This window comes from Nitrososphaera sp. (assembly GCF_036397675.1).
Lineage (GTDB): Archaea > Thermoproteota > Nitrososphaeria > Nitrososphaerales > Nitrososphaeraceae > Nitrososphaera.
The window spans coordinates 14,680-39,450 of sequence record NZ_DASWIL010000023.1 but is presented as its reverse complement, the minus strand read 5'-3'; the positions used below and the strand labels follow the sequence as shown (position 1 = coordinate 39,450).

36 protein-coding genes, 1 rRNA gene and 1 pseudogene are annotated in these 24,771 nt (G+C 55.7%); 19 read left to right on the top strand and 19 right to left on the bottom strand.

All coding sequences use genetic code 11. The annotated features are described in order from the left end of the window. Positions 1-41: 41 nt before the first annotated feature. Positions 42-260, top strand: a complete 219-nt coding sequence (locus VGA14_RS04730; RefSeq protein WP_331002599.1) for a hypothetical protein — start codon at positions 42-44, stop codon at positions 258-260. Here VGA14_RS04730 and VGA14_RS04725 read toward each other — a convergent pair whose 3' ends face one another. Next, positions 261-839 carry a hypothetical protein gene (locus tag VGA14_RS04725; RefSeq protein WP_331002598.1) on the bottom strand — a complete coding sequence of 193 codons (579 nt, stop codon included), beginning with the start codon at positions 837-839 and terminating at the stop codon, positions 261-263. A 28-nt stretch (positions 840-867) separates the two neighbouring features. On the opposite strand from VGA14_RS04725, the gene VGA14_RS04720 reads away from it, so the two are divergent. After that, positions 868-1,389: an adenine phosphoribosyltransferase gene (locus VGA14_RS04720; protein ID WP_414690223.1), complete on the top strand. Its 522-nt coding sequence runs from the start codon at positions 868-870 to the stop codon at positions 1,387-1,389. Further along, positions 1,389-2,183: an S-methyl-5'-thioadenosine phosphorylase gene (locus VGA14_RS04715; protein WP_331002596.1), complete on the top strand. Its 795-nt coding sequence runs from the start codon at positions 1,389-1,391 to the stop codon at positions 2,181-2,183. The genes VGA14_RS04720 and VGA14_RS04715 overlap by 1 nt, the downstream gene beginning before the upstream one ends. On the opposite strand, the gene VGA14_RS04710 is transcribed toward VGA14_RS04715, so the two are convergent. Genes VGA14_RS04710 through VGA14_RS04690 form a run of 5 tightly spaced genes read right to left on the bottom strand, consistent with a single transcriptional unit; the run spans position 2,175 to position 4,680 of the window. Continuing rightward, complete coding sequence (locus VGA14_RS04710) at positions 2,175-2,468, bottom strand: hypothetical protein (protein WP_331002595.1); 294 nt, start codon at positions 2,466-2,468, stop codon at positions 2,175-2,177. The two genes, VGA14_RS04715 and VGA14_RS04710, sit on opposite strands and share 9 nt — an antisense overlap. After that, positions 2,465-2,872 carry a hypothetical protein gene (locus tag VGA14_RS04705; protein ID WP_331002594.1) on the bottom strand — a complete coding sequence of 136 codons (408 nt, stop codon included), beginning with the start codon at positions 2,870-2,872 and terminating at the stop codon, positions 2,465-2,467. Before VGA14_RS04705 ends, VGA14_RS04710 begins: the two co-directional genes overlap by 4 nt. 21 nt (positions 2,873-2,893) lie before the next feature. Next, positions 2,894-3,253: a helix-turn-helix domain-containing protein gene (locus VGA14_RS04700; protein ID WP_331002593.1), complete on the bottom strand. Its 360-nt coding sequence runs from the start codon at positions 3,251-3,253 to the stop codon at positions 2,894-2,896. Continuing rightward, the gene (locus VGA14_RS04695) at positions 3,253-3,744 is read right to left on the bottom strand and encodes a ferritin-like domain-containing protein (RefSeq protein WP_331002592.1); all 492 of its coding nucleotides are present in this window, start codon (positions 3,742-3,744) and stop codon (positions 3,253-3,255) included. The genes VGA14_RS04700 and VGA14_RS04695 overlap by 1 nt, the downstream gene beginning before the upstream one ends. 33 nt (positions 3,745-3,777) lie before the next feature. Beyond that, complete coding sequence (locus VGA14_RS04690; RefSeq protein WP_331002591.1) at positions 3,778-4,680, bottom strand: PfkB family carbohydrate kinase; 903 nt, start codon at positions 4,678-4,680, stop codon at positions 3,778-3,780. Between the two features lie 81 nt (positions 4,681-4,761). Here VGA14_RS04690 and VGA14_RS04685 point away from each other — a divergent pair, with 81 nt between their 5' ends. Both VGA14_RS04685 and VGA14_RS04680 read left to right on the top strand, forming a co-directional pair. Then, positions 4,762-5,337 (top strand): UbiX family flavin prenyltransferase, encoded by a 576-nt coding sequence (locus tag VGA14_RS04685; protein ID WP_331002590.1) that lies wholly within the window; start codon positions 4,762-4,764, stop codon positions 5,335-5,337. Between the two features lie 128 nt (positions 5,338-5,465). Beyond that, on the top strand, positions 5,466-5,861 hold the full coding sequence (locus VGA14_RS04680) for an Hsp20/alpha crystallin family protein (RefSeq protein WP_331002589.1): 396 nt from the start codon (positions 5,466-5,468) through the stop codon (positions 5,859-5,861). Here the strand turns inward: VGA14_RS04680 and VGA14_RS04675 are convergent. The 4 genes and pseudogenes from VGA14_RS04675 to VGA14_RS04665 all read right to left on the bottom strand — a co-directional run bounded on the left by VGA14_RS04675 (position 5,858) and on the right by VGA14_RS04665 (position 7,856). Beyond that, positions 5,858-6,427 carry a KH domain-containing protein gene (locus VGA14_RS04675; protein WP_331002588.1) on the bottom strand — a complete coding sequence of 190 codons (570 nt, stop codon included), beginning with the start codon at positions 6,425-6,427 and terminating at the stop codon, positions 5,858-5,860. The genes VGA14_RS04680 and VGA14_RS04675 overlap by 4 nt on opposite strands. Then, positions 6,424-6,528: pseudogene (locus VGA14_RS09635) on the bottom strand (serine protein kinase RIO); the annotation flags it as partial. The pseudogene VGA14_RS09635 and the gene VGA14_RS04675, both read right to left, overlap by 4 nt. A gap of 167 nt (positions 6,529-6,695) precedes the next feature. Beyond that, on the bottom strand, positions 6,696-6,998 hold the full coding sequence (locus VGA14_RS04670) for a DUF424 domain-containing protein (RefSeq protein WP_331002587.1): 303 nt from the start codon (positions 6,996-6,998) through the stop codon (positions 6,696-6,698). Positions 6,999-7,034: 36 nt separating this feature from the next. Continuing rightward, a complete protein-coding gene (locus VGA14_RS04665) occupies positions 7,035-7,856 on the bottom strand; it encodes a ferredoxin--NADP reductase (protein WP_331002586.1) in 822 nt (273 codons plus the stop codon). A 60-nt stretch (positions 7,857-7,916) separates the two neighbouring features. Here VGA14_RS04665 and VGA14_RS04660 point away from each other — a divergent pair, with 60 nt between their 5' ends. Beyond that, positions 7,917-8,447 carry a hypothetical protein gene (locus tag VGA14_RS04660; protein ID WP_331002585.1) on the top strand — a complete coding sequence of 177 codons (531 nt, stop codon included), beginning with the start codon at positions 7,917-7,919 and terminating at the stop codon, positions 8,445-8,447. Here the strand turns inward: VGA14_RS04660 and VGA14_RS04655 are convergent. Further along, positions 8,440-9,567, bottom strand: a complete 1,128-nt coding sequence (locus VGA14_RS04655) for a tRNA (guanine(10)-N(2))-dimethyltransferase (RefSeq protein WP_331002584.1) — start codon at positions 9,565-9,567, stop codon at positions 8,440-8,442. The two genes, VGA14_RS04660 and VGA14_RS04655, sit on opposite strands and share 8 nt — an antisense overlap. Before the next feature lie 78 nt (positions 9,568-9,645). Here VGA14_RS04655 and rnhB point away from each other — a divergent pair, with 78 nt between their 5' ends. Next, positions 9,646-10,290, top strand: a complete 645-nt coding sequence (gene rnhB, locus VGA14_RS04650) for a ribonuclease HII (protein ID WP_331002583.1) — start codon at positions 9,646-9,648, stop codon at positions 10,288-10,290. Here the strand turns inward: rnhB and VGA14_RS04645 are convergent. Together VGA14_RS04645 and VGA14_RS04640 are read right to left on the bottom strand one after the other, a co-directional pair. After that, complete coding sequence (locus VGA14_RS04645; RefSeq protein ID WP_331002582.1) at positions 10,287-10,958, bottom strand: fibrillarin-like rRNA/tRNA 2'-O-methyltransferase; 672 nt, start codon at positions 10,956-10,958, stop codon at positions 10,287-10,289. The two genes, rnhB and VGA14_RS04645, sit on opposite strands and share 4 nt — an antisense overlap. Next, complete coding sequence (locus tag VGA14_RS04640) at positions 10,939-12,291, bottom strand: hypothetical protein (protein WP_331002581.1); 1,353 nt, start codon at positions 12,289-12,291, stop codon at positions 10,939-10,941. The genes VGA14_RS04645 and VGA14_RS04640 overlap by 20 nt, the downstream gene beginning before the upstream one ends. 72 nt (positions 12,292-12,363) lie before the next feature. On the opposite strand from VGA14_RS04640, the gene VGA14_RS04635 reads away from it, so the two are divergent. The 7 genes from VGA14_RS04635 to VGA14_RS04605 all read left to right on the top strand — a co-directional run bounded on the left by VGA14_RS04635 (position 12,364) and on the right by VGA14_RS04605 (position 15,299). Then, positions 12,364-12,657, top strand: a complete 294-nt coding sequence (locus tag VGA14_RS04635) for a hypothetical protein (protein ID WP_331002580.1) — start codon at positions 12,364-12,366, stop codon at positions 12,655-12,657. Between the two features lie 37 nt (positions 12,658-12,694). After that, the gene (locus VGA14_RS04630; protein WP_331002579.1) at positions 12,695-13,240 is read left to right on the top strand and encodes a signal peptidase I; all 546 of its coding nucleotides are present in this window, start codon (positions 12,695-12,697) and stop codon (positions 13,238-13,240) included. Next, the gene (locus tag VGA14_RS04625) at positions 13,237-13,653 is read left to right on the top strand and encodes a secondary thiamine-phosphate synthase enzyme YjbQ (protein WP_331002578.1); all 417 of its coding nucleotides are present in this window, start codon (positions 13,237-13,239) and stop codon (positions 13,651-13,653) included. The genes VGA14_RS04630 and VGA14_RS04625 overlap by 4 nt, the downstream gene beginning before the upstream one ends. Positions 13,654-13,773: 120 nt before the next feature. Next, the gene (locus VGA14_RS04620; RefSeq protein ID WP_331002577.1) at positions 13,774-14,337 is read left to right on the top strand and encodes a TATA-box-binding protein; all 564 of its coding nucleotides are present in this window, start codon (positions 13,774-13,776) and stop codon (positions 14,335-14,337) included. 32 nt (positions 14,338-14,369) lie between these two features. Further along, positions 14,370-14,558 (top strand): hypothetical protein, encoded by a 189-nt coding sequence (locus tag VGA14_RS04615; protein WP_331002576.1) that lies wholly within the window; start codon positions 14,370-14,372, stop codon positions 14,556-14,558. 130 nt (positions 14,559-14,688) lie between these two features. Next, the gene (locus VGA14_RS04610; RefSeq protein ID WP_331002575.1) at positions 14,689-14,862 is read left to right on the top strand and encodes a hypothetical protein; all 174 of its coding nucleotides are present in this window, start codon (positions 14,689-14,691) and stop codon (positions 14,860-14,862) included. Positions 14,863-14,894: 32 nt separating this feature from the next. Beyond that, entirely contained in the window at positions 14,895-15,299 is a 405-nt protein-coding gene (locus VGA14_RS04605; protein WP_331002574.1) for a LemA family protein, read from the top strand. Here VGA14_RS04605 and pyrE read toward each other — a convergent pair. Continuing rightward, a complete protein-coding gene (gene pyrE, locus VGA14_RS04600; protein ID WP_331002573.1) occupies positions 15,296-15,922 on the bottom strand; it encodes an orotate phosphoribosyltransferase in 627 nt (208 codons plus the stop codon). The genes VGA14_RS04605 and pyrE overlap by 4 nt on opposite strands. A 48-nt stretch (positions 15,923-15,970) precedes the next feature. Here pyrE and VGA14_RS04595 point away from each other — a divergent pair, with 48 nt between their 5' ends. Further along, on the top strand, positions 15,971-17,104 hold the full coding sequence (locus VGA14_RS04595) for a hypothetical protein (protein ID WP_331002572.1): 1,134 nt from the start codon (positions 15,971-15,973) through the stop codon (positions 17,102-17,104). Here VGA14_RS04595 and VGA14_RS04590 read toward each other — a convergent pair. Beyond that, positions 17,088-18,254, bottom strand: a complete 1,167-nt coding sequence (locus VGA14_RS04590; protein ID WP_331002571.1) for a site-2 protease family protein — start codon at positions 18,252-18,254, stop codon at positions 17,088-17,090. The two genes, VGA14_RS04595 and VGA14_RS04590, sit on opposite strands and share 17 nt — an antisense overlap. A 160-nt stretch (positions 18,255-18,414) precedes the next feature. On the opposite strand from VGA14_RS04590, the gene VGA14_RS04585 reads away from it, so the two are divergent. From VGA14_RS04585 to VGA14_RS04575, 3 genes are all read left to right on the top strand, one after another. Then, positions 18,415-18,912, top strand: coding sequence for a GNAT family N-acetyltransferase (locus VGA14_RS04585; RefSeq protein WP_331002570.1), 498 nt, complete (start codon positions 18,415-18,417; stop codon positions 18,910-18,912). 457 nt (positions 18,913-19,369) lie between these two features. Further along, the gene (locus VGA14_RS04580; protein WP_331002569.1) at positions 19,370-19,579 is read left to right on the top strand and encodes a dodecin family protein; all 210 of its coding nucleotides are present in this window, start codon (positions 19,370-19,372) and stop codon (positions 19,577-19,579) included. A 43-nt stretch (positions 19,580-19,622) separates the two neighbouring features. Next, positions 19,623-19,841 carry a hypothetical protein gene (locus VGA14_RS04575; RefSeq protein ID WP_331002568.1) on the top strand — a complete coding sequence of 73 codons (219 nt, stop codon included), beginning with the start codon at positions 19,623-19,625 and terminating at the stop codon, positions 19,839-19,841. Here the strand turns inward: VGA14_RS04575 and VGA14_RS04570 are convergent. Together VGA14_RS04570 and VGA14_RS04565 are read right to left on the bottom strand one after the other, a co-directional pair. After that, complete coding sequence (locus VGA14_RS04570) at positions 19,828-20,664, bottom strand: class I SAM-dependent methyltransferase family protein (RefSeq protein ID WP_331002567.1); 837 nt, start codon at positions 20,662-20,664, stop codon at positions 19,828-19,830. The genes VGA14_RS04575 and VGA14_RS04570 overlap by 14 nt on opposite strands. Before the next feature lie 10 nt (positions 20,665-20,674). Beyond that, the gene (locus tag VGA14_RS04565) at positions 20,675-22,480 is read right to left on the bottom strand and encodes a ribosome biogenesis/translation initiation ATPase RLI (protein ID WP_331002566.1); all 1,806 of its coding nucleotides are present in this window, start codon (positions 22,478-22,480) and stop codon (positions 20,675-20,677) included. An 88-nt stretch (positions 22,481-22,568) separates the two neighbouring features. Between VGA14_RS04565 and rrf the strand changes: the two genes are divergently transcribed. Then, positions 22,569-22,688, top strand: a 5S ribosomal RNA gene (rrf, locus tag VGA14_RS04560). Here rrf and VGA14_RS04555 read toward each other — a convergent pair. Continuing rightward, a complete protein-coding gene (locus VGA14_RS04555; RefSeq protein WP_331002565.1) occupies positions 22,686-23,252 on the bottom strand; it encodes a hypothetical protein in 567 nt (188 codons plus the stop codon). The two genes, rrf and VGA14_RS04555, sit on opposite strands and share 3 nt — an antisense overlap. Positions 23,253-23,264: 12 nt before the next feature. Then, the gene (locus VGA14_RS04550) at positions 23,265-24,761 is read right to left on the bottom strand and encodes a leucyl aminopeptidase (RefSeq protein WP_331002564.1); all 1,497 of its coding nucleotides are present in this window, start codon (positions 24,759-24,761) and stop codon (positions 23,265-23,267) included. Positions 24,762-24,771 lie beyond the last annotated feature (10 nt).

The following is a 24,771-nucleotide window of genomic DNA, read 5'->3' as shown; positions in this document are numbered from 1 at the left end:
AGATCTGGAAATCTTAAAGCGGGCGCGGCGTATGGCTGCACGTGGACCGAGAGAAGGTCATAACCGCCGACATCATGGCAGGGCTGTTTGGAGGGCTCGTTGGCGGCCCGGTGGCTTCACTTGCTGATTATTACGCGCCTCCGGAAAAGAGGTTTTGGCTCTTCATCATCCCCGAATTCATCGGCTTTATCTGCATGGGGCTGATGGTCTACTACGGCAAGTCTAAGAAAAAGAAGCGCGAGGCAAGTACGGGCACCTAGTCACTGTATGTACGACTGGCCTGCCTTGTCGAAATCCTTGATTACATGGAATTCTCGCCCGAACTGTGTCTGCACCATCGAGCGCAGCTGCGGGAACAGCGACGACGGGTCTTCCTTGGCCATCTTCGTAGAGCCGTGGTCTTCGCCCAGGATCTCCTTGCACATTTCGTAGGTCATCTGCCTGACGGTATTTTCGTCGACGAGGCCCAAGCTGTGCAGGTACTCGTGGGCAAGCACCATGAAAAGGTAGGCGTTGTACTCCTTGTCACAGCCTGACAACTGCCTGATGGCTGCAAGCACGTAGCTGTTCATCACTATCACGTTGGAGCCAAGGATATGATAGGCTCCAAGGTTGGTGGGCATAACCTGCAATATGAGGCTCAGCCCCGCCCTATGCATTTTGAACTTCTCAAAGACTGCAGACTTTACCATCCCGAACGCCTCGTCAAAGTCCTTTATGCCGGCCACCTTTGCGCGGAACTCCGCCTGCCGCTCTGTTACCACGGCGATGTTTCGCATGACGACCGTATAAAGGAGCCGGTAAGCCACGGCTGACTTCGCAATCTTTTTTAGAGCCACAAAGCGCCTACTTTGCGTGGCTGCCAAGTTGAACCTTGACAGGATAATAACCAAGCACCCGGACTTCCCCAAGCCGGGCATACTGTTCCGCGACATCAACCCGGTTTTCAGAAACGCTGGCGCTTTGAAGTATGTGGCCGGCGCGTTCTCAAAGACGTTTCCAAGGTCGAAATTCGACTCTGTCGCCGGCATCGAATCGAGAGGCTTTATCGTCGCTACGGCACTTGCCATGAAGACAAGCAAGGGTGTAGTCATGATAAGAAAGGCGGGCAAGCTCCCCGGCAACACGATAAAGAAATCGTACGACATCGAGTACGGAAGCGCGACTATGGAGATACAGAACGGCGCCGTGAAAAGGGGAAACAACATACTGATTGCAGACGATCTGATAGCTACGGGCGGAACGGCTGTCGCGGCGGCGCAGCTGGTAGAGGAGCTTGGTGGCAAGGTCGCCGGCTTTGCGTTTGTGATAGAGCTTGCCGGGTTGAAAGGCGCAGACAGGCTGCGCGAAATGGGCTATAAAGTCGAGTCGCTGGTGGTGTACGACTGATGGAAAAGGCAGACATTGGCATAATCGGTGGCACGGGCGTCTACGACTCGGGGCTCTTTTCGGACAAAAAAGAGATCAAGATCCACACACCCTACGGCGAACCCTCTGACCTGATAACGGTAGGCGAGTATGCCGGCAGAAAAGTCGCGTTCCTGCCGAGGCACGGCAAGGGCCACAGAGTGCCGCCTCACATGATAAACGCCCGGGCAAACGTCTGGGCTCTCAAGGAGCTTGGCGTCAAGCGCATAATAGCGCCTTCCGCCGTCGGTAGCCTGAAGGAGGGCTACAAACCCGGCCACATCGCGCTCCCGGACCAATTCATAGACTTTACCAAGGGCCGTGATTACACGTTCTATGACGGCGGGCAGGTTGCTCATGTGTCAATGGCAGACCCGTTCTGTCCGGAGCTGCGTGACATCGCTACAGGGGCAATCAAAAAGCTCGGCTTTGAATTCCAAGGCAACGCGACGTACGTCTGCATTGAAGGCCCGCGTTTTTCAACAAGGGCAGAGTCGAAATTTTTCCGCGACGTGATGAAGGCAGACATTATAGGCATGACACTCGTGCCCGAGTGCACGCTTGCCCGCGAGGGAGAAATCTGCTACCTCTCAATAGCTACTGTCACCGACTATGACGTATGGGCAGACATACCAGTGAGCTCCAGAGAGGTCATTGAAACGCTGCACAAGAACGTGGAAAAGACCAAAAAGATGGTGGCAGAGCTGATACCGGCCGTCCCGCTGGAACGCACAAAATGCACCTGCGGCAGCGCGCTTGAAGGGGCACTACTCTGACGGCGGCCTTATCCCTTCCGGGAGCGTCACGTCGCCTTCAACTATCTTGCGCTGTATGGTCATGATAAGCGCGTCCGGGTCAAAGCCCATCTTGGCCACCTTTGCAAGAGTGTTTTTTGATATTGTGACGCTTGCGTTGTGCCCGCCTATGCGCCCAAACGCGATTGCCCTGAACCTGAATTCCTGTCCCTTGAGGACGAAATATCCGGTCAGCTTGCTTGCAACCTCGCTCCCGGACGTGCTCCTTACAAACACGGTCACCGGGATGTCGTCAGAGTGCATCATTTGCCGTCCACTTCCATGTTGCGGTTGACGTTTTCCTTGACAAGAAAGCTCCACCACTCCCGATCTTTGATGGTATGGTTCTTAACATCCACTTCGACCGGCTTGTCGTCGGCGTCCTCGAACTTGAACCTGCCCTCTTTCATCAGCTTGACAAGTCGCCAGCGCAGGTGCCCCTTTTTTGCGCGGTTGACTGCGACTGCCCACTCTTCCTCTGGCTTTTTCTTGGGCATGCCGATATAGTCTACTATCTCAAGTATCCCGAGGCGCTTTTCCTCGCAAAACATCTCTTTTGTGAGCAGGCTACGCCACACGTCAACAGAGCCGAGCGTCCTGCCGCCCTCGTTTATGTTGATAACCCCAAAATACACGACCTTGTCTCCACCGGTCGGGTCAGAAGTAGCCATGCTTTTTCAGCGGCTCCGCGGCTATTTAGTCCTTGCATCCTCATAGGGCTTTTCAAGCACGATTCCAATGTTGTCCACCCTGAGGTTCTTCTTGAACGGTATGCCGTCCTCGACACACCGGCGCCTGTAGCGGTTTGTTATCGCAAACCGGGGGTGGAGCGACTCGAACTCGGTCTTTGTGAGCTCTATCGCCATGCCCCGGCCGACAAGCGACGCCGCTATCCCGTGGGCGCGCTGCTCATCAAGGCTAGTTGCTTTTGCAATCCGGGCCGCGTCCATCTTGCCGCCCTTTACTATAGCGACAAACGCCCGGGCCTCCTCGGGGCTTATCTTCAGCTCCTCGACTATAGCCGCCTCGACATTTGCAAGGTTGACTGCCATTAATTGACTTCCAGCGACATCAGGATATCTTCGGTATGCTGCTCGTCCTTGACCTCGTCGGTAAGTATCGTCGTGGCAAGGTTGTATGTCACGTAATCGCCAAGCTCCAGCGCCTTTTTCGCAAGCGCGTTGTAATTTTCTACAGCCTTGCCCTCGAATTTAGTGGCACGCTCTAGGGCCAAGCGGAGCGTCAGATGCTTTACCGGATCAAGAGGTCCAATAGTGCTCAGATTCTCCCACTCTGACGGGTTGCTCGGGGCCTTGCCTCCGAGTTCAGAGATCCGGTTGGCCAAAAGCTCGGCGTGCATCAGCTCGCCGGTTGCCTGCGTCTTCAATGCCGGGACATAGGTCACGAGCCCGATTCCTTCCATGTTTATGCCGACGTACCAAAAGTAGTGGAAGATCCGCATTTCGTCAGAGTACGCCTTTTTCAGCGTTTCAATAATGACTTGAGCGTTCTTGCCCAGAATCTTCTTCTCGGTCTTGCCCATGCCTCAAGATACACAGAGTGGTATTTATTTTTGTTAGAACTGCACAAGGTTGCGGTATTTTTCGTAGCGCCCCTCGACGTCATTTTGGGTCAATGCAAGCAGGCGATTGATGCCGAAGTCCTCCACGGCAAACGATCCCATGACGTTGCCGTAGATGACTGCTTCTTTCATCGTGCGAAAGTCAGAGCGGCCCTTGCGCGCGACGTGGCCCAGGAATCCCCCTGCAAACGAGTCGCCTGCGCCCGTCGGGTCCATGATTTCATCCAGAAAGAACGCGGCCGCGGGGAATACTTGCCCCTCCTTGTCAAAGAGCACGGCACCGTGCTCACCCTTTTTTATTATTGTAAACTTCGGCCCAAGTGACAGTATCTTTTTGGCGCACTTGGCAAGGTTGGCCTCGTTGCAGAGGAATCTTGCCTCGCTGTAGTTTATCACCACGCCGTCTGTCTTGCCTATCATCTCAATGACCTTGTTGGGCGCGGTCTGGATCCAGTATTCTATCGTGTCGCATACTACGAGCTTCGGATTGTCAAAGAGCTTTAGGATCTTGATGTTCTGGACGGGATCGTTGTTGGCAAGGTAGACGTACTCGGATTTTGCGTACTGTTCAGGGATGACGGGATCGAAATCGGCAATGACGTTGAGCTCCGTCTTCAGCGTCGTCCTGCTCGACAGGTTATAGTCAAAGGAAGAGTCGTAGTGGAAGCACCTGCCCCCCTTGACTGTCACTATCCCTTTGGTGTCGACACCTTTTTTCTGGAGCGCTAGGATGTTGTCGCCCGGCATGTCCTCGCCGATCGCCGCCACCATAGCCGTCTTTGTAAACGCGCTTGCGGCAAGCGAGCCAAATGTGGCGGCCCCGCCAACAATGCGCTCCTCTGTCCGAAACGGCGTCCGGGTGGTGTCAAGGGCCATAGTGCCAAAGACAGTCAGCACGCCCTTGCAGCGACTGGATTTGACATATATGCCTAGCTGGCAGGCGGTGACATTAAATAACAAACGGCGCGACATTCCCTTGTGCGGCTCGTAATTGCAATCACCGGGGCGTCGGGCGTGATATACGGCATAAGGGCGCTTGAGGTGCTCAAAAGGCTGGGCGTCGAGACGCACCTCGTCCTTAGCGAGTGGGGCGAAAAGACCATCAGGATAGAGACGGACAAAGATGGCGATTACGTCAGGTCGCTTGCGACCAAGGTGTACGACGATGCCAACATGGCCGCGCCTGTTTCATCCGGCTCGTTCCGTACAGACGGCATGGCAGTCATTCCGTGCAGCATGAAGACTCTTGCCGGCATAGCAAACGGGCTTGACGACACCCTGGTGGCAAGGGCCGCCGGCGTCTGCATCAAGGAATCAAGAAAAGTGGTCGTGGTGCCAAGGGAGGCGCCACTCTCAAGGATACATCTGGAAAACATGAGCAAGCTTGCAGGCCTGCCAAACGTCGTCATCATGCCTGCGATGCCGGGCTTTTACCACCGCCCCAAGACGATGGAGGACCTGATAGACCACGTAGTGGGCAAGGTGCTCGACCAGTTTGGGATACAGCACGAGCTTTTCAAAAGGTGGGGCGAAAAGACGGGAACGGACTTTTGATTCTATAAGGTTTTATAATCTCTTTTTGGTAATTAAATTGTGGATGTCTACAGGGGTGGACTGGAATAGCTAGGTACAAGAAGACTTATTCCAGCCGTCCGGTCAATTTCGTGATCCCTCTTTTAGCCATGATGTTGGTAGGCGGCATGTACGTCTTGGCATCCCGGGGCGGCCAAGATGGCGCAAGCTTTATCCTGATTACAATAGCGGCGGGCCTCGTCGTGTACTGGGTTTGGGAGCTGCGCAAGATATCAAGGTCCGAGGATCAAAAGACGGTGCCACGAGAAGTGGAACAAAAAGACTGGGTGTACGACCTCATCAAGAGCAACGACGAGATGGTGTTCGTCGCAGAAGTCCCAGGCCCCGAGGACAAGATAAATGTGAGGCTTGCGGCCGGCATACTCCGCATAAAGGGCGGCCAGAACTTTTCTAAAGATGTCCAGCTGGACCTGACAACCGAAATGGGCATATCCGACTACAAGTATCGCAACGGCGTGCTCACGATAAAGATCCAGAAAGTCTAGAGTTCTTTGTTGTCTTCCCACAGGCGCATCTTGTCTTCCTTGTCGCGCCTGCGCGCCTCCTGCAGCATGCTGTAGACGGTCTTGTGCATGCTCCCCCTTGCAAGCAGGTCGATGGCGTCTGTCGCCAGGCGAAGTTCATGGTACGTCCCGATGAGCGCAACGGTGTGGCCGTACACGGAGATGTAGGCGCCACTCAGCTCCTCTATTGTCCGGCGCGCTTTTCCGCCCTCGCCTATTATCCTGCCCCTTATCCGGGCAAGGGCGCTTGGCGACTTGCCGGCGTAGTCCCGGAGATCCAGCTGTTGGTAGATTTCTTCCTCGCTGAGCAGGCGCATTGCGCGCTCGGGCGAAAATCCACGCGCTATTGCCGACACGATTTCAACGGCCTTGAAAATCTCCATCTGCTCCACCGGCCTGTCGCCCTTTACCATCGCGTCGCCGGACTCGCTGTCCACCTCTATTGCGACGCCACACTTTTTCTCTATGTCCTGCTTTACCTTGCCGCTCTTGCCTATCAGGGCTCCTATCCTCTCCTGAGGGATCTTGACCGTGTGTGAAAAGGTCATGTCGATATCTCTATGAGCCGGTCCGTGTCAAGCAGGCCGATGCCCCGCTTGGCAAAGAACCTGTTCACGTTCTGAACGTCGCGGATTAAAAACTGTTTTGAATTGGGGGCCTTCTGTCAACGGCCGAGTTAAAGTCAAAGAGCATCAGCTCACCTTTCTGGCTCGAATATGATGTATTCGGAGAGGTCGGCGTACACCAGCTTGCCCTTCTTATACAGCACAGTCACTTGCTTAACTTTCTCGTCGTCTGGCCGCTCTCCCGTAGACATCACATTTGCTGGAACTTGAAGATCATCAAAAATGGCACGCCCGATACGCGCTTCACCGAGGCCTCATTTGCCATGCCCATCTCAAGGGCCTGGGCCACTATGCTGTTCCCCACTAGGTTTGCTATAACGCACTTTTTGAGAAGGTCGCCTGCGTGGTCGCTCTCGATGACCTCCTGCTGGAAATACTCTCTTTCAAGGTTGATGACAAGCCCGTCCTGCTCCAGCTTGCTACCGATGAGCGCAAGGTCGCATATATCCACCATGAGCGACCCCTGATAAGGCGTGGTCCTTGCCGCGTACAACTGCGTTTCCTTGTGTAAAGAGTGTAATGAGGCTTTCTAGCCGTACGTTTCTATCTTGATGTCAAACGAGCCGTCCTTGCGCCTGCTCCTGTTGCTCACAAACCCTAGCGGCTGCAGGATGGCAATGACGCTGTCAATCGTGCCCTGGTAGCCGCATATGTGGAAAAACGCGTTTTCCGGCGCCAACCTGTGCCCGACCGCCCGTTCCAGCTCCGACATGCCGCCGTTTGGCACCAGTAGCGTCTCGACCCTGCCCGTGTGGCCGGTCCAGCCCTGCGACGCCGGGTCGCGTGGTCTGCTCACGGTCGGTAGGTAGACAAAATTGGAATTCTCCTTTGCCATGCCCTCGAAAAGCTCCCGATAGCCCAGCTCCCTGATGCTCCTTGCCCCGTGCAGGACGACGACCTTCCTTTTCGAGCCTGCAGCTTTCAGGTGCAGCGCGTAGCTCACAAACGGCGCAAGGCCCGTGCCTGACGCAACGAGGACTAGCGCCCTGTCGTCAGGCGTGCCATCGGCCTTTTTGTCCTCAATTGTAAAGGCGCCGGCTGGCTTGCGCCAGTACAGCGTGTCGCCGACCTTCATGTTGAACAGCGCGGTGGTAAACTTGCCGGGAACCGGCTCCATAGCCCACTTGATGTACAGTTCAAAGTATCGCTTTTCTTCCGGGGGCGACGAAAGCGAGTACGCACGGTTTATTACCTTGTCGCTGCCGTCTAGCTTTAGCCCGAGCGTGACGAACTGGCCGGGCTTGAATTCCGGGACGGGGCTCGAGTCATCGGGTTGTATCCTCAGTATTGCAAGGTCAGGTGTCAGATCCTCCCTGTATACTATCCTGCCAAGTGCCGGCTGCGTGCTCATATGCCATGTGTTCGAAGATAGAGTATATTTTTATTTGGTGCCATTTTACAATACCGCAATTTGGCAAGCGCAAAGGGGATCGCGATTACGGCGGCCATAGTTGTCGGCGTGATAGGCGCAAGCATGTTAGTCTGGTTCGGCCCGCAGGGCGAACCCAACGCGGCCAACTCTGGCCGGGACGTGACTGCCGACAACATCAACAGTTTCCGGAACGATGAGGCATTTGGGTCGATATACACCCGGCACCAGAACCTTGGCGCCGAGGTAGAGTTTGAATATGATAAATGGAAAGCTGGCGACGTAGACTCCTCGCAGATGCTGCGCACCGTTGCCGACGCAAAGGCAGACGTCGCAGAGATGATCGGCGCGCTAGCCGCCGCCAGGCCCCCGGAAGAGTGGCAGGCAAGCTTTGGCCACTACGGGGGTGCGCTTGACAGCTACTCAAGCTACCTTGACGAGATGGATATGATAGTGAGGGCAAGTGACAGGAACCCCGACGAGGCTAATCTTGATACGTACAGGCAGAATTCAGAAGAACAGGTCGAGCTCGCCGCATCGGCGATCCCCGTCAGTCCCGTCAGCTTCAACTGAGCGCCTGCAACACCCGGTCTATTCTGGCGTCGGTCTTGAAGGCGCCGGTGTTAAACGATGTCTTTGACGCCCGGTAACCTGCAGCCTGCAGTTTTTCTATTATCTTAGCTATAGAGTGCGGGCTTGCGCGCATCTTTGATGATATCTCGTCGGCCTTGAAATAGTATGGAACGTCTATTTCGCCTGCAGCCGCGTCAAGCACTTTGTTGCATTTTTCGTCGGCGCCTTCTGCCATTTTTGCAACAAGCTCGCGGTCCTGCAGCGGCCCAGTCCAGAGAAGCCCTGCAGTCCTCATGCCGTGCTGGCACAGCTCACACTTGTCCATTTCGTATTCAGTTACAGCAAGCCTGTGGCCGCAGTTGAAGCAGTGGCGCACGTAGCCAAGGTTGCTGTAGACGTCGTTTGCCTCGCTTGAGCTCACCGCCACCTGCGCGTAGACGCGGAGGTAGTGCATGGTGGCGTGCGCAAACACCGGCCTTATCGCAAGCTCGAGTCTGGAAGCTGTGAGCGCTATCAGCGAGGTAAGGAGCCGGATGGCAGTCTCGTTGCCGTAGCTGTTGTTGAGGGGCCTGCCGTAATATCTCCTACGGCAGACTTTTGGGTAGACGCCGCACAGGACTGCGGTGTCGGTGGCGGTTATCGAGACAAGCCCGCTGTCAAGGACGGCGCGAAGCACGCAGTCGACGTGCCTTGCCGGCGTACCAAATGGATCCAGATCGATAATGCCAAAGCGCTCTTCTTTGTAGTTGCCTTTCAGCAAGAACTTGCACACTTCGTCCACGGAAAACCGGCATTTTGAAGAAACGCCGTTCAGTTCAGCCGCCTTTGTTGCGGCTTCAATCGCGGACGGGTTGGCGTCGTTGCCATACACCTGCTCTATCTCCGGCACCTCGACTGCGACACGCAGCGCCCGGGCGCCCACGCCGGTGAACCCGTCAGCAAGCGTCCGCTCTTTTAGTCGGGGTGCAAAGACGCGGTAGGTAAGTATCGAGAGGTCGCGGTTGAGTTTTGCGGCAGGGTTGAAGAACGCGGGGGTCTTGGGCGGAACCCTCTCTGTCAGCGACAGCGCGGGGACGAGCAACTTGGTCTTCCCCTCGACTATTTCAGTAAACCCTTCCACGCAGAGGTCAGGGCGGTGGCGTTATTTATTGTCAAGCGCAATTCATAATAGCTACCCCATAGCTCACATTGACAGCTTATGCTTATCGGAGGCGTAGACGAGGCTGGCAGGGGTTCCATCCTGGGGCCGCTTGTTGTCGCTGGCGTCAGCGTGCGGCAGTCAAGGCTTACCAACCTGAAAGAGATGGGCGTCCGCGATTCCAAGCTGCTGACGCCGACGGCCCGCGCAAGGCTGGTCGACGAGATAAAGAGCGTCGCGGATCACTATCACGTCCACGCCATCGACACTGCCGAGATTGACAGCAGCGTCCTCCTGAAAGGCTTGAACAGGCTCGAGGCAAAGGCGATGGCTCACGTCATAACCCGTATCAGAGCAGACGAAGTGTACGTGGACTGCTGCGACACAAACCCCGGACGTTACCGCGATCATATTGCAAGCCATCTTGAAGAATGCCCCAAGATACATTCCATGCACCACGCAGACAGGATAAACGTCGCAGTGTCTGCAGCGTCGATACTTGCCAAGGTTACGCGCGACTCTGAAATACAAAAGTTGAAGAAAAAACACCGCAACATCGGCTCTGGTTACCCGTCGGACGAAAAGACAATGCTCTTCATCCGCAACTGGGTTGCGCGCAAAAAGTGCGCGCCCGTGTTTGCCAGAAAGTCGTGGAAGCCGATGAGGCTCCTCCTTGAGGGGCTTGAGCAAAGGGCGCGGGTCTAGGGCTTGAAGACGCAGTATATCATACCATGGTCCTTATCAAACGGCTCGAGGTTAATTATCTGGTCGACCGCAAAGCCGGCCTTTTCCAGCTTTTTTGCCTCCTGGATCACGACTGCTTTTGGGTCCATAGTCACGTCGATGCTACGCGTTTTCACGACAAGGAGCATAATCCCGCCCGGCTTCAGGTAAGCCTGGCAGTTTGCGATGGCAATATCGGTCTGGTCCGGCTGCGCAACGTCGCAGTACACGACGTCGACCTTGCCGAAAACGGAAAAGTATGACCGGGGCTTCCTTGCATCTTCAAGGACGGGGACGACGTTTTTGCGCTTTGACGCTACGTTCTCTATCAGTTCGCGTGCAACCCGCGTCGCGGGCTCTACTGCAAACACGATTCCGGCATTGCCTACAATGTCAGAGACGTGGCTCACAGTCGTCCCGGTCGAGGCGCCAAGATAAAGCACCTTGGTGCCGTGCCTGATTGGCACGTCCTTCAGCCCCCTGCGCATCGCGCCGGCAAGTTTGCTCCGGTACGGATCCCATAACCTGTATTCCTCGCCTCCCTGTTTGACCAGCTTTTCGCCGTAGACGCTGTTTCCCGGAACAAGATTTAGCGTCGCCGCGTGCTTTTCGCCTGCGACGTAAATCCACTTAATACCGTCGTTTTCCAAAGCGTTTTCGGTCCTTTCCCGGCCCGCCCCTGCTTGGCCCTCCAAAGCCCCTTTCGCGGCCGCCTCTTCTGTCAAGACCTCCTCCGCTGCCGTATCCACGCCTTCCGCCGCCAAAGCTTCCGCGCCTGGGGCCCCCTGCTCCTTCGCGGCGCTCGTGCTCCTGGTTTTTCCTCTTGCGCTCTTTCTCTGGCACCGGCTCCTTGTACTTTTCGCGGATTTCTTCAAGCCTAATGTTCAGTTTTTCGCTGATGGCGGCGTCCCTGCCCTCGTGGCGGTAAAAGTCGATCCTCGCCGCTATAGCAACTTTGGACGCGACGGCCCTTGCTATCTTGCCCCTCTGCCACTTTGGCGCCGAATGTATCAATGGATGTTGGAAGAGTATGCCGTGTTTGGGTGGGTTGGCGCCTGTCTTGAGCGCCCGGAACAGCGCCTTTTCAGCGCCCAGAACTTGTATCGTGCTTGCTGGAAGCATAGCAAGCCTCGCAAGGCTGCCGGCCTTGGCTATCAGCCTCGCGCCCACGGCCGCCGTCAATAGTTCCTTGACGTTTGGAGCGACTGCCTCCATGGCAGCCTCGATGTGATCTGAAAGCACGCGTCTGAGATCTGATTGCAGTATCACCTGGTCGGCCAGCTTTTTCACTATTGCAAGGTTCTCCGGAGTCATGTCCCCTCCCTTGCTCCTCTTTGCCGCGTCAAGGATTATCTCCAGCTTCCTGTTCTGAAAGCCGGCGCTCTCTAGGACCTCGTTCGTTATCCTGTCGCGCAGGCCTGCCCTGCTGATTATCTCGGCGTGGGCCACCAGGCTCTGCACCAGGTTGTCAAGCTCGGGGAAATGGAGCCCGTACCACTCCCTCATTCTGGTCCCTATGGTGTTGATTATCTTATCAAGCTCGTCAAGCGCGTTTATCGACTGGACGATATGAAGGTCGAGCCTCTCCGACGCCTCTTTTACGCGCGACGACGACAACTCGATTGCAAATTCTCGCAGCGCCTGCATGGCCTCTGCAGGGCTTGCAGCAAAGCCGGCCTTGACGACGTAGTCGGGCTTGTTTGCCTGGAATTCCTGCTGTTTTTCTTCAGACATCAGATGCGTGTTGAGGCCGGCCTGGCGCAGCATGAGCTCCACGCTCGCGTCGTTGACGGCTATGGCATCAAATGAGCGCAAGCTGTCCACAAAGGGCTTGATCTCGTCCGGCGCGCCCCCACTTTTCAGGAGGCGGTACGAGCGCAGCGCGCTGTCAAACTTCCTTGCGGCGGCTACGTTTCCTGCGCCGTCAAAGGCTACTAGGCCCAGCTCCAGCAGGACCACGGTGCAACTGTTACTAGAAGACATTTGTTGTGTGAGTGCTACAATAATGCCATTAAAAAAGTTAGGGTCAAATACCCACCTGCCAGCAATGTAGGCATGGGCCTGACGGGGGTGGACAGGCGCGAGCTTGAGGCACTGATAAGGGCGGCGGCAAGGGATCCAAGTGTGCCGGTGGACCTTGCGCGAAAGATGGTGCCAAGGCAGGGCGACATAGAGGACTTTGCGTACGGCCTGATATCGGGTATCGTGCTTGGCAACTTCATGGCGCTCTTTGAATCAAGAAACGGGCGGCAACCTGACAGAGACGAAACGGCGGACTTGCTTTCGACCGCGGCTGCCAGGATGCCCCTCCTGCGCAAGTCCATAATGAAGCACCTAGACCTCCGCTAGAAAACGTTTATCTAACGAACGTGAGTCAGAACCTGCGTTGGAGCAAAAGGCAAAGCTGCCGGTTGCAATACGCGACGTCATCATTGTTGTGGCAGGCGTTGCCATCGTGTGGCTCGGTCTGCGTGTAGCGTTTGACACCAATAACCCCTTTTACGTCGTTTCGTCAAACAGCATGGTGCCTACCCTTGAGGTGAACGACGTACTCGTCGTGCGCGACGGGGGCTCGTGGAGCAAGCTAAAGGTGGGTGACATCATAGTCTTTGACAGGCCTGACGGCGAGGACAGGGTCATAGTCCACCGCATCGTGAATATAGACGAAGGGACCAACGGCGAGCGCACAGTGAGGACCAAGGGCGATGCGAACCCGGCCTCAATACCGGGCACGGACTACCCCATACGCGAGGAGAATTATATTGGCATCGTCGTTTACGTGATGCCTGGCGCGGGCCTCATAACCAAGGTGATAAGCCCGCCCGTCAACTACATCATAATAGCAGTCATCCTTGTAATCCTGTTCTTCAGCAAGTGGGGGAGGAAAAAGGATGCCGCACCCGCGCCACCTTCTGCCGGCCAGCAGCCATGAAGTCTAGGACCGAGTACCTGACCTTTAACACGCCGGACCGCAGGGCGTTTATCAACATCACGCCGCAGGTGCGAAAGGTAATAGAAGCAAGCGGCATCAAAGAGGGCATAGTGCTTGTAAACGCGATGCACATCTCGGCAAGCGTGTTTATCAACGACGACGAGAGCGGCCTCCACCAGGACTTTGACAGGTGGCTTGAAGGCCTTGCCCCTTATGCGCCTGAAAGCTACCTGCATAACAGGACTGGCGAGGACAACGCCGACGCCCATTTAAAGAGGCAGGTGATGGGCCGCGAAGTAGTCGTGGCGGTAACGAACGGCAAGCTAGACTTTGGGCCATGGGAGCAGATATTCTATGGCGAGTTTGACGGGCGGCGACCAAAGCGGGTGCTTGTAAAGGTCATCGGCGAGTAGACAATTGTGCAGTATTTGGATTGCGCCATTTTGGGCGATTGAATTTTCCTGAAAAAAATGCCAGGTTAATTCAAAATAATCGCAAGCAGGTATATATACAGCCCCTATATAAAGGGGAATATGCCGCAGACCAAGCCCATAGTTAGCATCGAAAACGTGGTGGCTTCGGCCACCGTGAACCAGACCGTCAACCTTAACCTCATCACCCAGATATTCCCGGACGTGGAATACCACCCGGACCAGTTCCCGGGGCTGGTTTTCAGGTTGAGGAACCCCAAGACTGCGACGCTCATCTTCAGCTCAGGCAAGATGGTTTGCACCGGCGCAAAATCGGAAAAGATGGCAGTAACCGCCGTCAAGAACGTTGTTACAAAGCTGAAGAAAGGAGGGATTCCATTACAGCACGAACCGATGATCGAAATACAGAACATTGTGGCGTCGGCAAGTCTGGGAGGCAAGATTCACCTGGAGCTTGCGGCAAGGGTGCTTCCAAGGAGTATGTACGAGCCGGAACAGTTCCCCGGCCTCATTCACAGGATGCTTGACCCAAAGACCGTGATACTGCTGTTTGCGTCAGGCAAGCTAGTGTGCACCGGCGCTAAGAAGGAGAGCGAGGTGTACCGCGCGGTACAGAACCTGCATGCGCTCCTAGAAGAAAAGAACCTGATGATCTACGAAGGATAGGGGTTACTAGCGCTCCTTCTGTCAGCAACAGCGTGGCTACTCGCCTCGCGCTTTTCTTCGTGCTTTTGCTAGCTGTAGACGCGTCCGCGGCTATGCCGGCGCTTTCGCAGAAAGGATCCCGGCCTGCATACTTCTACGACCAAGCTGATGTCATATCGTCATCATACGAAGACGTTATCGACAGCTACCTGCGCGGTCTCGGTTTGACGATGCTTTTCTGAACACCGTGTATGCAATGGCGGGGCGCGTGGACTACGTGGACGACGGCGCGCCGGCAGGTGGAGGCTCTGGCGGCGGTGGGGCCGGCGGCTAAAACAGTAATAAATAGGCGGCATAAATGACAACCACCGCATGGTCAGTAAAGGCATCCTAATAGGCGGGGCTGCCGCAGGCGTCATCACCATCACAATCAGCATATTGCTCAGCATTTACATTTCCGGCTTTAACTCGGCGCAGGCAAAGGACGAGAATGTCGCGAGGCTTGCGGCGGACATCGACAGCAGCTCCAGCGCCGGTACGACCTGATACCAAACCTTGTCAACTCAGTCAGGGGCTATATGCAGTTTGAGCGCGACGTGTTGGAGCAGGTGACGCAGCTGCGCACAGACTGGCAGCGCGCCCCCACAGTGAACGAGCGCGTCGAGCTTTCGAACCAGATAGAAGAGGCCCTATCAAAGCTGATCCTGACCTACGAAGCGTATCCCGAGCTGAAAGCGGACCAGACGGTCGTCAGACTGATGGACGAGCTTGCAGGGACTGAAAACAGGATAGCAGTCGCAAGGACCTACTACAACGACGGCGTGCGCGACTACAACACGCACCTTCGCGTGTTCCCGAACAGCGTGTTCAACGAGAGTGGATTTCTGGGCGCCAAGCCTTGGGGACTGGAACAGTACACTCCCTACGAGGCAACGCTGGCCGCGCAGACCACCGTCCCACAGGTCGACCTCACGGTGCCCTAGTCGCCCTCGTATTCGCCGCTTTCCCCAACTTGGCTCATGACAGACTGGAGTGTGCTGTCGTCGACAAGGCCGGCGCCGTGCAGCGAATTTACAATCTCGTGGATCGTGGCAACGGCGGTAAGATTGACGCCCATCCCTTGCAGCTTTTCCTCGGCGCCTTCCATCCTGCTGACGACTGCGACAACGTCTTCCACCACGCCGCCGTTTGCCCTGATGGCCTCGACAGCCTTGCTCACGGAAAGGCCGGTTGTCGCGACGTCGTCAACGATGACGACTTTTGCACCTGACGCAAGGTGTCCTTCCACCAGCTTGCTTGTCCCGTACCCTTTCGACTCCTTTCGGACGTAGAGAAATGGCCTGCTCATTTCGTACGCGAGCGCAGAACCAAAGACGAGGCCGGATGTTGGGATGGAGGCGAGGCAGTCAAAGCTTGGGACTCCTTTTTCCACGGCCTGCCTCAGCGCGCCTATGACGAGGCGAAAGTGCGAGGGAAAGCTGGGCAGCATGCGCAGGTCTATGTAGTATGGGCTTGGCTTGCCAGAAGCAAGCGTAAAGGCGCCGAACTTTAGGGCGTTGCTTTTAAGCAGGAACGACGCAAACTCGAGGGTGAAATCGTCTGTCACACATAGTCTATGAAAAGGATTTATTTTATCTTTTATTACCAAGCACGGATGCCAGAGATTTGGCTGAAGTACGGCAGCACCGACGTCGTGCTTGACATCAAATTCGAGAACCTTTCAAGCCAAGTTTCTTCTGGTTTGCAGGCCCTCTCCAACGAGCAAGCAAAAGCCGAGCTTGGCGCGGTGCCTGTGACTGACAGCATGCTGGTCCTTGCGCTCTCATCTTCCAGGCCCGCGGCAAGGGCCATCAGCGCCATCTTTGACAGCGCAAAGGCAAAGGGATTTACAAGCGTAACAGTCGACGTGCCTGCCAAGCTTGCCAGCGAGCTGCGCGCAAGCCTTGCGGCGCTTAGCCCGGACCCGCAGGCTCAGGCAAAATCGATAAACCGCATAGACTACCAGTCGCTCGCAGAGCGCATATCAAAATTCCAGAGCACGGTAGTCATTTCACAAGTGGCATACGACCCGCTTTTCGGGTTTGCCGGGGCGCCAAGCGCGATTTTGCGTAACCTGTACCCGGAAAGGATGGCCGAGGCGTTCTCTGCAAGGCAGGGAAACGCGCCGGCGCCAGGGATTGAGGGCGGGCCTCTAAAAGTCGCGCTTAGCGCGGTCGAGGGCTTGCAGGCAACGTCAGTCGAACTTGTCCCAGGCGGGGCCGGCATCGCAGGCGTGCACACCGGCACGATACTTGAGGCGTTCTCAAAGGCTCTTGCGCAGTTCAAGCCCGCAACCGAGGTGCACGTCGACTCCGTCAGGTCCGCGATAGTAAGCGCCTCGAACGAGGCCGGCGTCCATTCGACGCTTGCCAGTTCGCTCAATTCGCTTTGGAACTGCGCCCACGCAGTTATGGAGGGCGGAACTGTCGTGCTCCTTGCCGAATGCAGGGAAGGACTAGGCGGCGGGGCGCTGCAGGACTATGTCGAGGGCCGGCTCAGACAGGAGCAGCTAGCAAACGCACAATACAGCGAGGGGCTTGAACATCTGCTGTACCTGCAGAAATTGAGGCAGAGAAAAGAGCTCGGGTTGGTGTCAACTCTCCCGCACTATTACGCGACCAAGCTCGGGTTTGCCAGTTTTGGCGGCGCCCGGGACGCGCTTGAGAGCCTGCTTGCCAAGCATGGCAAGAGCCACAAGGCGCTTGTTGTCGCTGACGCGGACGTCACTCTGCTTAGAACAACGGCCTGAACGGCTGCGCCGGGAGAGGGGCACATAGCACCGCAAGGGCCATCGCGACCCAGAAAAGCGCCCGGCGTTTCTTTGAAAGCGGCGACACGTCGTCAAGAGGCGTGCTCTCTGGCGCCCTCGACGCGATGAGAAGCACAAGGAAGGCCATGACAAAGTACCCAAGGCCGGCCAGAACCCCCACGCTGCTGTACGTAAGTATGCGGTGCCACCTGATGCCGAGCGTAGCCCTCAGAATATGTCCGCCGTCAAGCTGCGCTGCCGGCATCAGGTTGAGGAACGTGATGAAAAACCCAACCCAGGCCGCAAAGAGCACTGGCGACATCACCAGCACCGCGTCGCCGTTTGCATCCCCGTTGCCGGCAAGGTAGTGGGTGGCCATCATGAGTATGCTGCTGTTGAGAGGCATCAGCTGGAGCCCCTCGAGCAGGTCCTCTGCCTCCTCTGCCGGTATCAGGATTGACGTGTACGAGCCGTACACCGATACTATCATGGTCACTATCAGCCCCGCTATCGGGCCGGAAATGCCGACGTCAAAGAGCACGTTTCTGTTTGTCATGTTGCTCCTAGTGACTATCAGGGCGCCGAGCGTCGGGATGAAAAATCCCGGTATGAACGGTATGAAATACGGCCAAGACGTCCTGATGCCGTGCCACTTATTGGCTATCATGTGACCCATCTCGTGCACGCCGAGAATGCCCATCAGCGACATCGTGTAGACTGCCGCCAGCAGGAACGGGTCGCGGATGAACACCCTTGCAAAGTCCGAGTCGGCCCTGTACATCCCGTCGATGAACACCACCGCAAGGGTGGCCGCAAAAAGCATGGCTGGAAGGTAGGCCAGGTACCTGTTGCGCGGTCTTGCGCGCATCAGCTTGGACACGGTCACCACTACGCCATTTTCAACAGTAAGGGTAGATGAGGAGAGTGTGGGCAGCAGCCTTGACTCGTATCTTGCCCGCTTGGCAGTGGCTATCATGCCCACCTTGGCAAGCTCTCTCAAGAGTTTTGGAAAAGTGTCGTAAATCGACGACTCGGAAATCAGGAACCTTACGGCGTCTTCTCGTGGGTGCTTCTGCATGTCCACTATCTTGTAAAATGAGGAGACGACGGGTGCAGCCCTGGAATAGTCGCCGTTGAGAAAGGTCGCCACCGCAAATTTCTTGGCTGCAACTGAATTAAAGCCTTGTCCTGACATGGGCTTTGTGTAGAAAGTGCCTGTTGTCTAAAAAGTCTGTCTCAAGAGACACTTTTTAAACAAAGCCTCTGACATGTTAAGGTTAAATAATGTCATTCTTGTTCTAACTTTTGGTTTGCAGACAGCCCTGCGCAAGGTAGGAGATTACGCCATCCGCCGATGCGACGAGCAGGACCTCCCGGCAGTCATCGACATAAACATGGCCGCCCTTCCCGAGCACTACTCCGAGTACTTTTTCGAGTCCATTCTCAGGGAGCTTCCGGAGGCGTTCATAGTAGCCGAGCTCGACGACAAGATAGTGGGCTACATCATGTGCAAGATAGAGTTCGGCTTTTCCAACTTTCGCAAGCTCGGGTTTGTCAAGAAGGGACATGTGGTTTCAGTCGCGGTGCTTGAGGAACACAGGGACAAGGGGGTCGGAAAGGCGCTGATGCTCGAAGGCATCAATGGCGTCCTTCAGCGAAAAGCCGACGAGATCTATCTCGAAGTCAGGGTGAGCAACGGCGGCGCGGTAAAGATGTATGAGAAGCTGCGCTTTGAGACCAAGTCGAGGCTGCGCTCGTACTACCGCGACGGAGAGGACGCGTACCTGATGACGTTGGAACTGAACTAGTCGATTAATGTGTTTGATATGTTGCTGACGGCCTCAATAACACGGGGCCCGTGCGCCTTTTTGTTTATGAGGACCACTATGCTTGAACCCTCGTAGGTTGAGACGACCTCGGCCAACTTGCGCGTGAGAACCTTTCAAATCCAAGCGTGCATATCAGCTCCGTAGCGTTGTCAACGAGCAAGGTCGGCCTTATTCTTAGAGAGTATCTTGAAGCTTGATACAAAACCTTGGTGAGCAGTAGACATCTGCCTTTTGAACTTGATGGCCGTAAACGTGAAGACAGCGGGCGCCGCTATGCGTATGATTGCGATATGGATGAACAGCAGAATCATCCTGATCTTGTAATCGAAAGTAAAGGACGAAGGTGTCTCTATGTAAATATTATCAGGCACTCCCAAGCATGACAAGCACATCACGGGAACGGTGGGTTTAAGAACTCTGTACATCCTATACGCGCATGGTCTTCAAGTACATAGACATCTTGGGCGAGTCCACCGAAGGCTTTGACGACGCAGTCAGAAACGCCATAACGGAGACGGCACAGACGGTCAAGGACATCAGGACCGCCGAGGTGGTCAGGCTGAACGTGATTGTCAACAACGACAAGATAGTTGAATATCAAGCATACATGCGGGTGTCATTCAAGGTCAAGAGGAAGGAAGGCTAGCGCGCATAAAGATTGATAAGATGCGCCGGATGCCATGAACGGCATGAATGCAAAGCGGGGCAACAGAGGTGCAGGCGCGGCCCTACTCGCAGTTGCTGTAGCGGCGTTTTTCATCTACGCGTATTTTCTGCTCGCAAGCGAATACAGCATGCTCATTATCCAATTCACGGTGCTGGCCGCAGTTGGCATACTCTTGGCGGTGCTCGGGTGGATAGGCTACACGATGCTCACGGCGCCAAAAGAAGACCCTAGTCCCGCGTGACTTCCACGTCGGCCACTATCTGGTAAAAACGCGGCCCAACTTCCCGGACGACCGTCGTCTCTGTAACCTTGTGGTCGTAGCCCTTGAACGCCTCGTGTGCGTCTTTTGCGCCAAGCCATTTTGCTTCCTTTTTGGCGCCCGCCCTCACGTGTGCAAAATAATGGATGACACCCTTGTCTTTGAGCGCCATCACCGCAGTTTCAATGAACTCTTTTGCGCGCTCGGGTAGCGGCATCAACACCCTGTCAGCCACGCCCGTCAACTGATCCCGGATTGCGTCGGCCGCGTCGGCGCAGATAGGGACGACGCGGTCATAGACCTTGTTCAGCTTGGCGTTTTCTGCGCACAGGTCGTTTGCGACTGGGTTGGAGTCAATGCTGTAGACTTTGCAGGTCTTGTTTGCCTTTGCGATTACTATGGAATACGTCCCGACGCCGGCAAACATGTTCACTATTGTTTCGTTCTCGCCCACAAGGCAGGCTATTCGCTGCCTCTCTGTCGATAACCGCGGCGAAAAGTACGCTTTTGCTACGTCGACTTTGAACCGGCACCCGTGCTCCTTGTACTCCGTCACCGTCCTGTTCTCGCCGGCAAGAAACTCCAAGTCGCGCACGCGAAAGTCGCCCCTGACTGCCGAGGCCTGCGCAAACACTGCCTTTGCGGTCTTTACATTTGCAAGAATGGCCTCTGCTATTACCGCCTTCTTGCCTGCAAGACCGTCCGGTATTTTGACTATGACTATGTCGCCGACCTGATCAAAAGCCGAGTACACCTGCGCGGCCGCTTCGGCGTCAAGCACGCCGGTTAGCATGTTTTTCAGCATATGAGGCATGTCACTGCTTTACGTAGTAATAGCTGCCCGAGTCTTTCTGCTCCCTGTCCAGCCTGCCGCCCTCCTTGTTTACCCGGGGCCTGCCGGTGGTCTCGTCACGCCTGTATGTTATCGCAAGCGCCGCAAGGAACCTGTTCATGCCGTCTTCCTTACGCATCGGCGCAGTCGCTGTTCCCTTTATTCCGGGCTCGCCCTCGAATATGACAAGCGTGTCCGCCACAAGGTCTATGAGCTGCATATCGTGGTCAATGATTATTGCAGACTTGCCCTGTGCCTTAACAAACCTCTGCAAAAACTTTGCAACAGCTATCCTGTCCTCTGCGTCCAGAAAGGCCGACGGCTCGTCCAGCGCGTAGATGTCGGCCTGACGCAACAGCGACGTGGCGACTGCGACTTTTTGAAGTTCTCCGCCGCTCAGGTTCTTGACGCTTTTTTCGTACAGCTTTTTCGCGCCAAGTGGGACGATTATCTGATCTTCTGCAGCCGAGCCTTCTATCGGCGCCTGGTACGCTGCATACATCAGAGAGCGCACGTCTCCCTCGTAATCTTGGGTAAGGTACTGCGGCTTGTACGAGATCTTGGCACCTACCTCTATCTTGCCCGAGTCAGGGTGGTCTACTCCGGCCAGCATGCGCATGAACGTGGTCTTGCCAAGGGCGTTTGCTCCCACCATGCCGACTATCTCACCTCTGCGGATCTTGCCGGCAGACACCTGCAGGTCAAATGACGGGAACTTTTTCGTGACGTCAGAGTAGCTTGCAACCGGAACGTCCGAGATGACCTCGTCTTCAGAAGTGGCGATGTCAAAGCGGAAGGCCTTGTCCCGGAAGCGCACGTTCTCTGCCGGCAGGAATCCTTCCAAAAAGTTGTTGATGCCCACCTTTGTGCCCTGTAGTGCCGAGACTATGCCGTAGGCTCCCGGCTCGCCGTAAATGATGTGCACGTAATCTGAAAGGTAGTCAAGAAGCGTCATGTCGTGCTCGACTACCATCACGCTCTTGCCCTCTTCAGCAAGGTCTTTGATGACCTTTGCAACCGCAAGGCGTTGGTATACGTCGTTGTAAGAGGACGGCTCATCGAAAAAGTAGTATTCGGCGTCCCTTGCTGCCGTGACTGCGACTGCAAGCCTCTGCAGCTCGCCCCCGCTCAGCGTGCCAAGGTCGCGGTCAAGGATGTTCTGCAGCCCGAGCTGCGTTACCAGTTTGTCTATCACCTTACGCTCGTCGTATTTCTTCAAAAGCTCTTTTGGCGTGCCCTTGAACGCCTTTGCTATCATGTAGACCAGCTGCGGCTTTATCGAAGCGCGCATCTGGTTATTTGCTATTTTCTCAAAGTGCGCTTTTAGCTCGGTGCCCTGGAAATACTTCAGGACGACATCCCACGAGGCCTCCCCCTCATATTTGCCAAGGTTGGGCTTCATGTTGCCCGACAGGACATTCACTATTGTTGATTTGCCCATGCCGTTCCTCCCCACAAGACCGACGACTACCCCCTTTTTCGGGGTGGGAAGCCGGTAAAAGCGAAACGAGTTGATGCCGTATTGATGAATCTTGTCTTCCGACAGCTCCTTCGCAAGGTTGACGATGACTATAGCGTCAAAGGGGCACTTTTTGATGCAGATGCCGCAGCCCGTGCACAGTTCTTCTGATATGAGCGCCTTTCCGTCCTCTTCCCTCTGCACGATGCACTGGCCGCCGGTCTTGTTCACTGGACAGTAGACTATGCACTCGAGCCCGCACTTGCGGGGCTGGCACAGCTCATAGTCCATTACCGCAACCCTGTGAGTAGAGGAAGGGTCGTCTCCCATCGCAGCAAATCTGCGCACGGATGCGTTATATACGTATACTCGGGCGACCGAGAGCAAGGTTAAATTAGCCCTCTCCTGAAAAGGAGGGTAAGCCGGTCATAGCGGCAGGGTGCGACCCGGTCCCATTCCGAACCCGGAAGTCAAACCTGCCGTCGCTGCTGTGTTACTGATCTGCGTGAGCGGTCGGGAAGCAGCAGTGCTGGCATTATCTATCAGCATTCTCCCCAAAGTGTACCTGCTTTAACAATTTGCGTGTGTGCATCGCCATCAGGTCTATTATCCCGAACACGGACGCAAGGCCGGCAGGATCCCACACGCAAGTCTCGATGATGCAGCAATAGTCGTGGGCCTTTACTTTCAGGCGCTTTACCTCCTCTCTTGTTATGCTCTGCGCAATCGCTTGGTTCAGCTTGGCGTCTTTGGCAAGATAGGTTGAAAGCACTCCGCCGCTCCACCCAAGGTTCGTCGCCTTGCCGTTTTTCAGCTGGTAGTAGGGGCTTGCATCAAGCAGGTTGTGAGCGTTGTCGTCGTTGTCAGCAACAAAGTCGTTTGCAACGAGGCAGTGGACATCGAAGAACGGCCCCATCCTGACCACCTCCTCTATGCCGATGTAATCGATATTCCCGCCCTGCATAGTTACAAAGCCATCGCGGTTTTTCAGCCAGCGCTCATAATACGCCTGCCGGTCGGACCTGACATTTGCAAGGCTGCCTGCCTCGCAGCGGCAGCCCTGCTCCAAAAGCAGGCGGACAAGGGCGGCGAGCTCAAACACGGGCAAAAGCTATCACGCCTGGGGCTTTTCTTCCTCCGACAGCAGCTTTACAAGCGTCCTTATGCCAAAGCCCGTTGCTCCCTTGGGGTTGTAGCTTCTTTCATAGGTGCCGTCCTGCGTCCACGCTGTGCCGGCGATGTCCATGTGGACCCAGGGCGCGCTGGTGACAAAGTTTGAGAGAAACGCAGCGGCAGTGATGGCGCCCCCGGGCCTGCCGCCGATGTTCTTGACGTCTGCATATGTGCTCTTTATCTGCTCGTGGAACTCGTCGTACAGCGGGAGGTCCCACATGCGCTCGCCAGCCTTCTCTGCCATCCTGCGCACCCTGTCCGTCAGCTGCTTGTTATTGCCCACAAGCGCAGCTACGTTTGCACCAAGCGCGATTATCGCAGCCCCTGTAAGCGTGGCCAGGTCGATTACCGCCTTTGGACTGTAGGTGGCGATGCCGTAGGCGAGGGCGTCTGCAAGTATCATCCTCCCTTCCGCGTCGGTGTTCAGCACCTCCACGGTCTTGCCGTTGTACATCTTTACGATGTCGCCGGGCCTGAACGAGGTGCTTGACGGCATGTTCTCGACTGAAGGAACAATTCCTACGACGTTTACTGCCAGCTTCATCGACGCAACTGCGCGCAAGAGCGCAAGCACGTTGCATCCGCCGCACTTGTCAAACTTCATCTCGTCCATCTTGTCGCCCGGTTTCAGGGATATTCCGCCCGTGTCAAACGTGACTGCCTTTCCCACCAGCAAATAGGGCTTGGCGTCGCCGGCGCCGCTGTATTCAAGGATTATCAGCTTGGGCGGGTTGTTGCTGCCCTTGCCCACTGCAATGATGCCGCCCATGCCCATAGTCTCCATCTCGTACCGTTCTATTACGCGGGCCTTCATGCCATACTCGGACGCAAGCGACAGTGCCACGGAAGCAAGGTGCGCCGGCGGGCAGTCGTTTGGTGGCAGGTTGCCAAGGTCCCGGGCAAAATTGACGGCCTCTGCGACGTGGCTTGCGCGCTCGGATATCGTCTGAAAGCGCGGCGAGTCGGAGTTTATCAGTATCGTGACTTCTTCCACCTTTATCGATTCGGGGTCCGGCGCCTTGTATTTGTCAAAGGAATAAAGTGCAAGTGCAATCCCTTCAGTCATCGCCTCCACCAGACCTTCATCGAGGTTTGAGAACTGCAGGATGGAGAACTCTTTTGTGCCTAGCTCCCTTGCCCTAAGCGCGGCCTTGCCGGCGCCGATCCGTGCCATCTCGTCTGTGAACTGCTTGCGCTTGCCGAGTCCGAGCAGCAATATCTTTTTCATGGGCCCCTTGCCGAGCGTGTAGACGATCATGCTCGAGCCAAACGTTCCGCGAAAGTCCTTGCCGTCGAGCGTTTCCTTGATGTATGTCAAGACAGCAGGGTCGAGCTCCTTTGACTGCGAAAAGTCCTGCTCGTTTTCAAAAACGCCGATGATTAGGAGTGAGGTCTGCTTTTGGTCTATCTTTGCCTTTTCAACCTTGATCTGGGCCATGCCAAGAGTT